The following is a 12441-nucleotide window of genomic DNA, read 5'->3' as shown; positions in this document are numbered from 1 at the left end:
CAAGCCGAATAAAGCCGACTCACGTCGCGCCACTGCACAAACGACACGCCGCTCATCCATCGGCATGTCGCCGCGGCGATCGATCCACACCGATCGCCGACCCGATCGATCTCACCGCCGAATTCGATCATTCAATCCGACTGCTCGATGCGGCTGCTCGATCCGACCGCTCAATCCGACTGATACGCCTTATCCGAAGTCGTCTGCACGATCTTGTCGGTCTCGCGCCGGTGCGAATACTCACGCGGATCGACCACGACCAGCCGGCACGCCGACGGATCGCCGTCGAGACGGATCGCCGCGCCGCTGAGCCGCACATGCACCGCTTCGGGCGTGCGCTTGCCGGAACGGGTGAAGTAGGTCGCGCGATGCTGCCGCAACACCACCGCGTTGCCGCCCTGTTGCGCCGCCGCTTCGGCCAGACGGTCGAAGGCGCGGGCGTAATTCACCGGGGTCGGGTTGGGGTCCATGCTCGCCTCGGTGACCCGATTGCCGGCTTCGATCGTCACCACGCCGAGCTTCTGGTGCGCGCACGCGGGCGATTCGTCCAACACCGGCAGGCGTTCGCCGGCGCGGACCGGCGCGACGCTCATACCGAGCATGAAACAAGCGGCGAGCGCACTGCACTTGATCGTCGATTCCATCCTTGAAGCCTCCATGGCGGCAGTGACGGGAACTGCGCGCTGCGACTATAGCGCCGGCATCACCCAGCGCACACCTGCTTTAGGATGAGCCTTCCCCCCCTCTCCGGCCGACGACCATGCGCCTGCCCGCCGCGATCCTGTGTTCCCTGCTGCCGGCGCTGAGCCTCGCCGCCACGCCCGCCGCGAACGAAGCCGCCGTCCCCAGCCCCAGCTACGGCATGGAACTGCAAGGTTTCGACTACCCCTACCCGGTCGCCTACCGCGAATTCCGCTCGCAGGGCGAAGCGGTGCGCATGGCCTATATGGACGTGCGGCCGACCAAGCCCAACGGCCGCAGCGTGGTCCTGCTGCACGGCAAGAATTTCTGCGCGGCGACCTGGGAATCGGCGATCGCCGCCTTGAGCCAGGCCGGTTACCGGGTGATCGCGCCCGACCAGATCGGCTTCTGCAAATCCAGCAAGCCCGCGCATCATCAATACAGCCTGCACGAACTGGCCGCCGACACCCAGGCCCTGCTCAAATCGCTGGGCATCGAACGCGCCGCGATCGTCGGCCACTCGATGGGCGGCATGCTCGCCGTGCGTTACGCGCTGATGTACCCGCAATCGACGCAGCGCCTGATGCTGGTCAACCCGATCGGCCTGGAAGACTGGAAAGCGCTCGGCGTGCCGTGGCGCAGCGTCGACGAGGCCTATGCGCGCGAACTCAAGACCTCGTTCGCGACGATCAAGCAGTATCAACAGAGCGTGTATTACAGCGGCCAATGGAAACCCGAATACGACCGCTGGGTCGGCATGCTCGCCGGCCTGTACGCCGGCCCCAGCCGCGAGCGCGTGGCCTGGAACCAGGCATTGACCTCGGAGATGGTGTTCACCCAGCCGGTGGTGCACGAGTTCGCGCGGCTGCGCGTGCCGACCACCTTGTTCATCGGCCAGCGCGACCGCACCGCGATCAATCGCGATCTGGCCGATGAAGCGCTCAAGGCCAAGCTGGGCCTGTACCCATCGCTCGGACGCGCCGCCGCCAAGGCGATTCCGGGCGCGAAGCTGGTCGAATTCGAAGACCTCGGCCATTCGCCGCAGGTCGAAGCGCCATCGACCTTCAATCAGGCCTTGCTGACGCATCTCGACATGGCGGAGTGAGCCCGACGCGTATTTCGATCGCGCGCCGGCCGGGTTAACGTCGCCGCATGACAAACGCGAACGAAGCCGCGGCCGCCTGGCGCCGCATCATCATCGGCGAACAGAAATCCTGGGTGCTGTTCGCGCATGGCACCTGCGTGATCCTGATGACGCCGCAGGGCGATCTGGCGACCCAGGCGCGCGACATCCTGCGCGAATACGGCCCCGTCCACGTGGGTTCGCCGGCCGCCGACTTCAGCGTCATCGACCTGGATCCGCTGCCGGGCTGGATCGTCACCTGCCATCACCCGGACGTGCTCACTTACGTCGAAGACGACGGCGAGATCGAGGCGAGCGAACTCGTGATCGGTTTGACCGGTCGCGGCCAGCGCGATCTCGATGGCCGGGAATTGAGCGTGGTGCATGTCGAGGACAAGCGCGCCTAGCGTCTACGGCTTGATCGAACCGCTCCGATCGAACCGGCGCGCGTCGACCGATGCAGACCGCTCACCGACCCGCGCCTCTTGCCGCGCCGTAGTGTCGCAATGACGCAACGGGACATGCCCCGACGCACAGAGCCGCCAGCGCACGACCCGCGCGCGCAACGCTTTCGTCCGCGCGCCATCCCGGCTCAAGCCCAGCACGCCTGTGCGCACATTTGTCCTTCGGACATCCGTTTGTCCTTTTCGAGGCAAATCGCCGCGCGCCGGCACGCTGCGGCGCAGCAAAACAGGCCACCCACTACGCACGTTGTCAGGGCCTTCCAGGGCTTTCTGTGAACTGCAGCGCAAAGAACGACGACCTAAGTTGACAACGTTGTCAAGCAACTCCAGCTTGCTTCGCATCGCACTCGGTCGAGCATCCTGAACGAGGCCGCGAGGGAGGCGGAGCGCGGCGGGATCGCGCGGGCTCGAACGACAAGAACCACCACGGAACCAACGGCGTCAACGCACGGACCGGTTATCGCCCGGTCGCGCCGCTCCCGCGGCAGTGCGCGGCAGGAAATGCATCACCGACGGCGGTCCTCCGCCGATCACTCGAGGAGGCCCAAGCCTCCCATGCACGACGGAAGGTTCGAGGGCCTTCCTTCAACACGGGCGGGAACCGCCGCTGGCCGGCCATGGCCGGCAATGTCTTGACTATGCACGGGAGAGAGGAAGCACCATGAGACACACTCGGTCCGCCCACCTGCTGTTGTCGACCATGCTTGCCGCATCGTCGATTTCCACCGCCTACGCACAAGGCGCATCCTGCGCCGGCGTCGCCGCCTGGAGCGCAACCGCCATCTACGCCGCCGGCGACAAGATGACGTACCAAAATCACCTGTATCAGGCCAACGGCCCGATCTGGAACACACCGCCGAACTACTGCCCGAGCTGCAACTACTACGCCGACCTGGGCGTGTGCGGCACCGGCCCGGGCAACCAGGCACCGACCGTATCGCTGACTTCGCCGACCGCCGGCGCCAGCTACAACGTCGGCGCCAACATCGCCGTCAGCGCGAATGCCGCCGACAGCGACGGCACCGTCGCCAGCGTCGAATTCTTCCGCGGCGCCAGTTCGCTCGGCGTGGACTCCAGTTCGCCGTATGCGGTGACCTGGAACAACGCCACCGCCGGCAGCCACAGCTTCACCGCGGTCGCCAAGGACAACCTCGGCGCGACCAAGACCTCGGCCGCGGTCAGCATCACCGTCGCCTCCGGCCCGGCCGATACCACTCCGCCGAGCGTCCCCGGTGGCCTGAGCTCGCCGTCGCAGACCTCCAACAGCGTCTCGCTGAGCTGGAACGCGTCGACCGACAACAGCGGCGGCAGCGGCGTGGCCGGCTACGACGTCTATCGCAGCGGCAGCCTCGTCGGTTCGCCGACGAGCAACAGCTTCACCGTCAGCGGTCTCGCCGCGAGCACCAGCTACAGCTTCACCGTGCGCGCGCGCGACAACGCCGGCAACGCCTCGGCGCAGAGCGCGTCGGTCAGCGCGACCACCAAGCCGCCGGTCGTCGGCGGCAACAAGAAGGTGATCGGCTACTTCGCCCAGTGGGGCATCTACGGCCGCAACTACCGGGTCAAGAACATCGACACCAGCGGTTCGGCCAGCAAGCTGACCCACATCAACTACGCGTTCGGCAACGTGCGCAACAATCGTTGCGAAGTCGGCGTGACCGTCGCGTCCGATCCGAACACCGGCGCCGGCGGCGATGCGTTCGCCGATTACACCAAGGCCTTCCAGGCCGGCGAAAGCGTCAGCGGCGCGGCCGACACCTGGGATCAACCTTTGCGCGGCAGCTGGAACCAGCTCAAGCAGCTCAAGGCCAAGCACCCGAACATCAAGGTGCTGATCTCGCTCGGCGGCTGGACCTGGTCGCGCAACTTCCCGAGCGCGGCACGTCCTGAAAACCGTCAGGCCTTCGTCGCTTCGTGCGTCGACGCCTACATCAAGGGCAACCTGCCGGTCACCGACGGCGCGGGCGGTCCGGGCGCGGCGGCCGGCGTGTTCGACGGCATCGACATCGACTGGGAATACCCGGTGGTCTGCGGCATCGAGTGCCCGACCGCGCAGCGTCCGGAGGACAACGCCAACTTCACCGCGTTGCTGGCCGAGTTCCGTCGTCAGCTCGACGCGGTGCGTCCGGGCCTGTTGCTGACCGTCGCGGTCGGCGCCGGCATCGACAAGATCCGCGTGACCAATCCCGGTGCGTACCACCAGTACCTGGATTTCATCAACGTGATGACCTACGACTTCCACGGCGGTTGGGAAGCCAAGACGAATCACCACTCGGCGCTGTTCGCTTCGCCGAACGATCCGTCGACCGGCGACGTCAAGCTGTACAACTCCAACGACGCCATCGAGGCCTTCCTGTCGCGCGGCGTCCCGGCCAGCAAGCTCAACCTCGGCATCGGTTTCTACGGCCGCGGCTGGACCAACGTGCCCAACGTCAACAATGGCCTGTACCAGAGCGGCAGCGCCGCGCCGGGCACCTACGAGGCGGGCATCGAGGACTACAAGGTGCTCAAGAACCTCGCCGGCACGGTCTACACCGACAACAACGCGCAGGCCACCTGGAAGTACAACGGCACCACGATGTGGAGCTACGACACGCCGCAGCTGATCGGCCAGAAGATGCAGTACGTCAAGACCCAGGGTCTGGGTGGCGCGTTCTTCTGGGAGTTCAGCGGCGACGACGCCCAGGGCAGCCTGGCCACCGCGATCAGCGATGGTCTGAAGTAAGCAATCCCGAAGCCGAAAAAGCCCCTCTCCCGCCAGCGGGAGAGGGGTTGGGGTGAGGGCCGCAAGCGCGCTACACACCCACACGTTCCTTACGACGCCATCGCGCGTCACGAATTCCCAGTTTTGCAAAGCCGTGGCGAGCGATACGCCACGGTGATCTGCAACGGAGCGCCGATCACCCCCCCGATCGGCGCTCCGATTTCGTTTTTGGCGGCGCTCATCGGCCTTCGCCCATGAACCTGCCCGACAGCGATTCGCGCAACAACGACTCACCCATCAACGACGCGATGGATATCGGCACGGACCACGAGTGCGTGCGGCATCACGGTCGTTCGCTCGACGATTCGTCTTACCGGCCAGTCGCGCGATGCGATATCCGAACAACACCGTGACGGCCAACGCGCGAGTCCGCGCGTCAGCGAACCGCCCATCCGATCCGTCGCTCCATCGACATGCGACAGCTCAATCGACCGGCCGCCACACCGGCTTGCAGTCGCGCCCCGGCACCTGACGCATCGACGGCGGCATCACATACAGCGTGTCGAGCACGAGGTCGGCCGGCAGATGCTCGATCCGGTCGACCACGTCGTCGTACTGCGGCGGCAGCAGGAAACCGACGCTTTCGGCGCGGTCCAGGTAGACGAATTCGTTATGCGGATGGATCGCTTTCAGCAAAGCGCTGGAAGCACCGGCGATCAGCTCATGCACGCGCATGCCGGCATGGATGTAGCCGAACAGACGCCCGCGGTAGCCGCCACGCGCGGCCAGATTGACGACGACGAAATCATGATTGCCGACGACGATCGTCATCGCCTCGTCGATGTCATAGCAGGTGTAGTCCGGATTCAAGGCCGGCCGTGCGACGACTCGAGCGTGCTGTTGCAGGCGCTCGATCAGTTCCAGCGCTTGCTGGCCCAGGACGATGCCGCCGATCGATCGGCCCGGCACGATGTCGGCGTCGAGATTCATCGGCGCAGTGTAATGCGCCGCGCGGTTGCGATCCGCCGCGTCGCCCATGCGGCTACGCGGAGCGCTCAGCGTTTGGGTTTGCGCGCGGTCTTGGCCTTGCCCCGCGTCGGCGCGACCGGTGTCGACGCCGCGTTCGCACCCTTGCGCATCGCCGCCACCCGCTGCGCGGCATTGGCGCGGATGTCCATGTAGAACAGCTGATAGTCGTTGACGTGCTGATCGCCGCCGAACCAGAACCGGCGCCATTCGCCGTCGGGCAAGGTCACCGACAGCAGGCCGCCCTGGCATTGCGCGGTCATCCGGCCCGATTGCGGCTCGGGCAAGGGACGACGCGGCTCGGCATGCACCGACCCGCGATGCCCCGAGACCTCGCTGGCGATTTCGTCGGCGCGCCAGGTCACCGGGTTCACGCACAGCAACGAGGGTTGTTCGACGGTGCGGTAGCCGTCGGGGTACCACGCGCGCACCCGTTCGAACCGTTTGGGCCGGTCTTCGCCGGCCTCGACCGAGTTATAGAACACCGCGCAACCGGTCTGGCTCGGCGTGTTACACAGCGGCACGCCGGGGATCACCCGCTGCAGGCTGTCGCGCGGCACCGGCGCGCCGATCAAGTAAGCCGCTACCAGACGCTTGCGCAAGCTCCGATCCGCGGCGAGGTCGGACATCAGCTCCGAAACCAGACGCAGGCCATGGCCGCTGCCCTGGCTGTGCGCGGCGATGATGAAGGGCCGGCCGTGGGAGTAATGCTGCAGGTACACGGCGAACGCGGCGCGCACGTCGGCGTAGGCCAGATCCAGCGCCTTGTCGCGGTCCGCATCCGACGCCGAGACGTAGCCGGCGAGCGACATCTGCCGGTAATACGGCGCGAACACCCGGCCGCTGTCGTTGAAGGCGCTGGCCTGCGCGCGCAGGGCGAAATCGGTGCCGCGATCGGCGCGTTCGTCGTCGAGCGACTGGTTCCAGCTGTCGCGCGAGAAGTAGGTGGTCGGATGGATGAAGAACACATCGACCGGCGCGTCGAGTTGACGGTGGCGCATGCCGATCGGGGTGGCGTCGGCATCGTCGCGACGGGTCGGCAGCGCCGCCCAGCTGCGTTCGTCGCGATAGTCCGGCGCACCCGGCACCGGACTGCGGTCGAAATCGTCCTTCGGGTCGAACAGCCGCGCGCAGCCCACGCTCAGGCAGAGCACCGCCAGTAGCGCAAGCCAACGGATCGTGACCATGCGTGGCGCGGTCGTACGTGGCGAAATCATGCGTGGCGAGGCCTGGTCGGAATGCGCGGGACGCGCGGATCGGCGGGGTCTCCGCCGAAGGGTCCGGGCATTCTAGGGCCGCTATTCGCCGATACAGCGAATGTTATGCACGATGCGTGGAATTGATGTGGACGCGGCGTGAGTTACGCCGAAGATGGGCTTTCGCGGTCGCAAACGAACGCCGATCCCGCATGGCCTACCTGTAGGAGCGGCGCGAGCCGCGACCGCGCCATCTCGAGCACGACGAATGCCTCAAGAGCCAAAGCGAATCTCCCCCGCCCCCTCTTCTCCAAAGGGGGAACAGCAAGAGCGGGCGTGGCGGCAAATCACGCCGATCAACCGATCAACCGCAACACATCATCCAACAACCCCGCCGCCGTCACCTCGGCGCCCGCACCCGGCCCCTGGATCACCAGCGGCTGCGCGCGATACCGATCCGACCAGATCGCGACCTTGTTGTCGGTGCCCGCGCCACCGGCGAGCGGATGATCGCCCGGCAGCGATTCCAGCCCGACTTTCGCACTGACCTTACCGTCCTCGCCGCGCTCCAGGCGGGCGAGAAACCGCAGCTTCGCGCCGTCCTTGTAAGCGGCGGCATAGCGCTCGCGCAGCGGGCCGTCGAGCGCGGGCAAGGCCGCGTCGACGCTGTCCTTGGACAGGATCGCCAGTTCCGGCGGCACCAACGAAGCAACCTCGACCTCGCTCGCATCCAGCGCCACCCCGGCCGCACGCGCCAGGATCAGCAATTTGCGCCGCACGTCTTCGCCGGACAGATCGTCGCGCGGATCGGGCTCGGTGTAGCCGGCATCGCGCGCCTGCCGCACCAGCGCCGAGAACGGACGCATGCCGTCGTACTGATTGAACAGCCACGCCAGCGATCCCGAAAGCACGCCGGCGATGGCGTGGATGCGATCGCCGCCGGCCTGCAACTCGCGCAAGGAGCGCAGCAGCGGCAGACCCGCGCCGACCGTGGCGCTGTCGCCGTAACCGCTGCCGCCGTAAGCGCAGGCCTCGCGGATCGCGCGCCAGCGCGCCAGCGTGGTGCCCTGGCCGATCTTGCACGCGGTCACCACATGGATGCCCTGCGCGAGCCACTGCGCATGGCGCTCGGCGACCGCTTCGCTCGCGGTCGCATCGATCACCACCCGCGCGCCGTCGCCGTGCAGCGCCAATGCGACTTCGTCGAGCGAACTGGCGCGGCTCGATTCGGCCAGCGCCGCCACCGCCTGCTCCGGCGCGATGGCGTCGGCGACGGCCGCGCGCCGCGAATTGGCCACATGCACCAGCGATACGCGTCCGTCCAGCGCGCCGCCGCGCCAGCCGGCCAGCCGCGCGATCACCGCGCTGCCGACCGTGCCGGTGCCGAGCAGGGCGACCCGCGCGGACGCATTCGCGGCGCGGGTCTGCGATTGCGGCGCGAGCGCTCGCAACGTTTCCGAATGCGCAACGCCGGCCGCGACGTTCATCGTTTGACGCGCGCCGCCGTGGCCACCGCCGCGCTCGCGCGTTCCAGCGCGGCCTGCAGATCGGCGATCAGATCGTCGAGGTGTTCGATGCCGACCGACAGGCGCAGCAGGCCGTCGCCGATACCGGCCGCGGCGCGCGCTTCGGGCGACATCGCCGCATGGGTCATGGTCGCCGGATGCGCGATCAGGCTTTCGACGCCGCCCAGCGATTCGGCCAGGGTGAAGCAGGTCAGGCCGTCGACGAACGCGCGCACGGCTTCGACGCCGCCGTCGATCTCGACGCTGAGCATCGCGCCGAAGCCCTTCTGCTGGCGCGCGGCCAGCGCATGGCCCGGATGCGATTCCAGACCCGGGTAATGCACCACGCGCACCGCCGGATGGTTGTCGAGCAGTTCGGCGATGGCCTGGGTGTTTTCCTGATGCACGCGCAGACGCGCATCGAGCGTGCGCAGGCCGCGCAGGGTCAGGAAGGCGTCGAACGGCGAACCGGTCAGTCCGAGCGCGTTCGCCCACCAGGTCAGCTGCTGCTGATGCTCGGCGGTCTTGGCCACGACCGCGCCGCCGACCACGTCGCTGTGGCCATTGATGTACTTGGTGGTCGAATGCACGACGAGGTCGGCGCCGAACGCGATCGGACGCTGCAAGGCCGGCGACAGGAAGGTGTTGTCGACCACGGTCAGCGCGCCCTGCGCCTGCGCGGCTTCGATCACGAAACGCAGATCGGTGATGCGCAGCAGCGGGTTGGACGGGGTTTCGATCCACACCACCGCCGGGTTGGTCGCCAGCGCTTCGGTCAGCGAGCGCGGATCGGTGAGATCGGCGGTGACCAGTTCGAACGCGCCCTTCGCCGCCAGCGCGTTGAACAGGCGCCAGCTGCCGCCGTAGCCGTCGTGCGGCACCACGATGCGGTCGCCGGGCTTGAGGAAGGCGTGCAGCACCAGGGTGATGGCGGACATGCCGGTCGAGGTGATCACGCCGCCGGCGCCGCCTTCGAGTTCGGCCAGCGCTTCGGCCAGCAGGTCGCGGGTCGGATTGCCGCTGCGGGTGTAGTCGTACTGACGCTTCTGGTCGAAACCGGCGAAGCTGAAGTTCGACGACAGCACGATCGGCGGCGTCACCGCGCCGTGCGCGGTATCGCGGTCGATGCCGGCGCGCACCGCGGCGGTACAGGCGTTGCGCAGGGGCGTGGAATGCTGCGGGTTATGGGGATTGCTCACGTGGGCCGCTCCGTAGGTGTGAATGCTCATGCGGCCACCGACGTGCAGTCGGCCAACGCTTCGCGAAGAATGGTGTCGATCTGGGCTTGTTCTTTCAGGCAGGCGTCGTGGCCGTAGATCGAACGCAGCACGCGCAGGCGGGTTTCGCCGCGCAGGCGTTCGATCAGGTCGTAGGACTCGCTCAGCGGGATCAGCCGATCCTCGGTGACCGCGACCACGGTGACCGGCGCGCGGATGCTCGACGGATCGACCTGCTGCAGGTCGATCGATTCGGACAGACGCAGGAACGCGGTCGGCGAAGTGCGCGCGACGTACTTGTTGCCGCAATGGTCAAGGTAGTCCTCGGCGTCGACGCGCACGCGGCCATCGACCACCTGCGCGGCGCCGAAACGCTCGGCGAATTCTTCCGGGGTGCGGTAGCTCAGCACCGCCAGTTCGCGCGCCAGCGCCAGGCCCTGGCTTTCGTCGCATTGCAGCGCGCCCAGCGCGACCGCGCGGCGTTGCAGCGCGCGCCATGCGGCGGCATAGGGATGAGCGCGGTGGGTGCCGCTGATCGAGATCACTTCGCCGACCCGCGTCGGATGACGCGAGGCGAACTGCAGGCCGACCATCGCGCCGTAGGAGTAACCGACGAAGGCCTGCAGGCGTTCGATGCCCAGCGCATCGAGCAGCGCGGCGATCGCATCGGCCTGATCGGCCGGATCGAGCGCGATGTCGAGCGAACCGTCGGCGCCGAGCCAGTCGAAGGACACCAGGTGGTAACGGGTCGGGTCGAGCGAACGGCCGTTGCCGACCTGGCACTCCCACCACCCACCCTCGCTGAACTCACGGCTCGGCGACAAATGCCTGTGAGCCGAGATGCCTCCGGCCACAAACAGCGCAGGCAGCGAAGCATCGCCCTGGGTTTCATAGCGCAAAGTCAGCGCGCGGCGACCGGAGTGGCGCAGGTCCAGTTCGATGCCGATCTCGCCGCGAGTCGCGGTGACGCGCGCGGCGGAGCGCTCGGACGCGGCGCGCTCGAAACCGATGGGCGCGGCGGCGGCGGAATAGGAGACGAAGCTTTCGGCGCGGTCGGCGGCGGTGCTGGGGGCGAAGCTCATGGCGGTCATCCGAAGTGAACGGGGCCACCGAGTTCGCAAGTCGCAAGCACGCAGCAAAGCGCGCTTCGCAACCATCTTCCGACCGACGCCGACGCCTCATGGGGCGCGGGCGGGCCGCAGGAATTGGCACCTTCACGCGGCTTGCGCCGCCTTGGGTTGCCCCGGCTTCAAAGGGCCTGTCCCTCTGCCGGTCTCGATGGATGGCCACAGTCTGCCGACGCCCGGCGGGCGTGTCAATCGCTTCATCCGCATATAGCGATTTATTATTTAGCCCCTCGCCGCGGCCCCGACCGCCACCCGACCGACATCGCCCGCGCATACACTTAAGCCGATGAATAGCCGCCTCCTCGCCGCCGCCCTGACGACGCTGTTGCTGTCCTCCTGCGCCCTGACCCGTCCCACCCTGGAATCGGAAGCACGCTTCAACAGCGTGACGCCTGCCGGGCTGCGGATCGTGCCCGAGCGTTTCGTCTCGGCGCAAAGCCCGCAGGACGAGCTCGATTCGCTCGCCACCTGGCCGACCCCGGACGGTTCGACCTGGCTGATCGCCAGCGCCAAGTCGACCCACCGCCTGGCCGTCTACGACGCCGACAGCGGCCAGCGCCTGCGCACCTTCGGCGAAAAGGGCGGCGCGGCCGGCCAGTTCAAGCGCCCCAACGGGCTGGCGGTGTTCGGCGATCACCTGTTCGTGGTCGAGCGCGACAACCACCGGGTCCAAGTGCTGCACCTGCCCGACTTCGCCCCGCTCGGCAGCTTCGGCGAGGCCGAACTGCGCAGCCCGTACGGCGTGTGGATCAACGAGACCGCGCCCGGCGAACTCGACGCCTACATCACCGACAGCTTCATGTACGGCGAAAAATTCGACCGGGTGCCGCCGCTGGCCGAACTCGACCAGCGCGTGCGTCGCTACCGCCTGCGCTTCGACGACAACGATGCGATGAGCACCGAGTACCAGGGCGCGTTCGGCGATACCCACGCCGATACCGCGTTGCGGGTGGTCGAATCGATCGCCGGCGACGCCGCCGGCGACCGTCTGCTGATCGCCGACGAAGACCAGCGTCATCTGTCGACCCTGCGCGAATACACCCTCGCCGGCCGCTACACCGGTCGGCGCGTGCCCGACCGCAGCTTCCAGGCCCAGGCCGAAGGCGTGGCGCTGTGGAGCTGCGGCGCGGGCGACGGTTACTGGATCGCGGTCGACCAGCTGATGCCGCGCACCATCTTCCATGTCTACGACCGCGCCAGCCTGGAGCCGCGCGGCAGCTTCAGCGGCGAAGTGACCGCACACACCGACGGCATCGCCCTGCACGCGGCCGGCACCAGCGCGTTCCCGACCGGCGCGCTGTACGCGGTCCACGACGACCGCTCGGTGAGCGCGTTCGACCTGGGCGACGTGGCCCGCGCTCTGCAGTTGCAATCGAGTTGTCTGAACTGACCCCGCCC

11 protein-coding genes and 1 riboswitch are annotated in these 12441 nt (G+C 67.6%); of the genes, 5 read left to right on the top strand and 6 right to left on the bottom strand.

Annotation, left to right across the window (positions count from 1 at the left end; genetic code table 11):
* Nucleotides 1-170: 170 nt before the first annotated feature.
* Complete coding sequence (locus AC3A4T_RS13130; protein WP_487675794.1) at nt 171-644, bottom strand: hypothetical protein; 474 nt, start codon at nt 642-644, stop codon at nt 171-173.
* 116 nt (nt 645-760) lie between these two features.
* On the opposite strand from AC3A4T_RS13130, the gene AC3A4T_RS13125 reads away from it, so the two are divergent.
* The 4 genes from AC3A4T_RS13125 (at nt 761) to AC3A4T_RS13110 (ending at nt 5385) form a co-directional block, all read left to right on the top strand.
* Nucleotides 761-1786, top strand: coding sequence for an alpha/beta fold hydrolase (locus AC3A4T_RS13125; RefSeq protein WP_487675793.1), 1026 nt, complete (start codon nt 761-763; stop codon nt 1784-1786).
* Between the two features lie 47 nt (nt 1787-1833).
* Nucleotides 1834-2211: a hypothetical protein gene (locus AC3A4T_RS13120; RefSeq protein ID WP_487675792.1), complete on the top strand. Its 378-nt coding sequence runs from the start codon at nt 1834-1836 to the stop codon at nt 2209-2211.
* A gap of 718 nt (nt 2212-2929) precedes the next feature.
* Nucleotides 2930-4993 carry a glycosyl hydrolase family 18 protein gene (locus AC3A4T_RS13115; RefSeq protein ID WP_487675791.1) on the top strand — a complete coding sequence of 688 codons (2064 nt, stop codon included), beginning with the start codon at nt 2930-2932 and terminating at the stop codon, nt 4991-4993.
* A gap of 233 nt (nt 4994-5226) precedes the next feature.
* Complete coding sequence (locus AC3A4T_RS13110; protein WP_487675790.1) at nt 5227-5385, top strand: hypothetical protein; 159 nt, start codon at nt 5227-5229, stop codon at nt 5383-5385.
* A 70-nt stretch (nt 5386-5455) separates the two neighbouring features.
* On the opposite strand, the gene AC3A4T_RS13105 is transcribed toward AC3A4T_RS13110, so the two are convergent.
* From AC3A4T_RS13105 to metX, 5 genes are all read right to left on the bottom strand, one after another.
* Nucleotides 5456-6010: a hypothetical protein gene (locus tag AC3A4T_RS13105; RefSeq protein WP_487675789.1), complete on the bottom strand. Its 555-nt coding sequence runs from the start codon at nt 6008-6010 to the stop codon at nt 5456-5458.
* 17 nt (nt 6011-6027) lie between these two features.
* On the bottom strand, nt 6028-7185 hold the full coding sequence (locus AC3A4T_RS13100) for a DUF3089 domain-containing protein (protein ID WP_487675788.1): 1158 nt from the start codon (nt 7183-7185) through the stop codon (nt 6028-6030).
* 365 nt (nt 7186-7550) lie between these two features.
* Nucleotides 7551-8681 carry a homoserine dehydrogenase family protein gene (locus tag AC3A4T_RS13095; RefSeq protein ID WP_487675787.1) on the bottom strand — a complete coding sequence of 377 codons (1131 nt, stop codon included), beginning with the start codon at nt 8679-8681 and terminating at the stop codon, nt 7551-7553.
* Nucleotides 8678-9862, bottom strand: a complete 1185-nt coding sequence (locus AC3A4T_RS13090) for an O-succinylhomoserine (thiol)-lyase (RefSeq protein WP_057923450.1) — start codon at nt 9860-9862, stop codon at nt 8678-8680. Before AC3A4T_RS13090 ends, AC3A4T_RS13095 begins: the two co-directional genes overlap by 4 nt.
* Nucleotides 9863-9924: 62 nt before the next feature.
* Nucleotides 9925-10998, bottom strand: coding sequence for a homoserine O-succinyltransferase MetX (gene metX / locus AC3A4T_RS13085; RefSeq protein WP_487675786.1), 1074 nt, complete (start codon nt 10996-10998; stop codon nt 9925-9927).
* A 90-nt stretch (nt 10999-11088) separates the two neighbouring features.
* Nucleotides 11089-11201: riboswitch (SAM riboswitch) on the bottom strand.
* Nucleotides 11202-11329: 128 nt separating this feature from the next.
* Here metX and AC3A4T_RS13080 point away from each other — a divergent pair.
* Nucleotides 11330-12433: a phytase gene (locus tag AC3A4T_RS13080; RefSeq protein ID WP_487675785.1), complete on the top strand. Its 1104-nt coding sequence runs from the start codon at nt 11330-11332 to the stop codon at nt 12431-12433.
* The last annotated feature ends 8 nt before the right edge of the window (nt 12434-12441 follow it).

Source organism: Lysobacter sp. Soil_N_51 (assembly GCF_057655755.1).
Note: the sequence above shows the minus strand (reverse complement) of the source record. Positions and strands in the feature narration are given on the sequence as shown.

Excerpts from the sequence above, each read along its gene's own strand:
- AC3A4T_RS13130 (WP_487675794.1), bottom strand. The coding sequence starts at position 644 with ATGGAATCGACGATCAAGTGCAGTGCGCTCGCCGCTTGTTTCATGCTC.
- AC3A4T_RS13125 (WP_487675793.1), top strand. The coding sequence starts at position 761 with ATGCGCCTGCCCGCCGCGATCCTGTGTTCCCTGCTGCCGGCGCTGAGC.
- AC3A4T_RS13120 (WP_487675792.1), top strand. The coding sequence starts at position 1,834 with ATGACAAACGCGAACGAAGCCGCGGCCGCCTGGCGCCGCATCATCATC.
- AC3A4T_RS13115 (WP_487675791.1), top strand. The coding sequence starts at position 2,930 with ATGAGACACACTCGGTCCGCCCACCTGCTGTTGTCGACCATGCTTGCC.
- AC3A4T_RS13110 (WP_487675790.1), top strand. The coding sequence starts at position 5,227 with ATGAACCTGCCCGACAGCGATTCGCGCAACAACGACTCACCCATCAAC.
- AC3A4T_RS13105 (WP_487675789.1), bottom strand. The coding sequence starts at position 6,010 with ATGGGCGACGCGGCGGATCGCAACCGCGCGGCGCATTACACTGCGCCG.
- AC3A4T_RS13100 (WP_487675788.1), bottom strand. The coding sequence starts at position 7,185 with ATGGTCACGATCCGTTGGCTTGCGCTACTGGCGGTGCTCTGCCTGAGC.
- AC3A4T_RS13095 (WP_487675787.1), bottom strand. The coding sequence starts at position 8,681 with ATGAACGTCGCGGCCGGCGTTGCGCATTCGGAAACGTTGCGAGCGCTC.
- metX (WP_487675786.1), bottom strand. The coding sequence starts at position 10,998 with ATGAGCTTCGCCCCCAGCACCGCCGCCGACCGCGCCGAAAGCTTCGTC.
- AC3A4T_RS13080 (WP_487675785.1), top strand. The coding sequence starts at position 11,330 with ATGAATAGCCGCCTCCTCGCCGCCGCCCTGACGACGCTGTTGCTGTCC.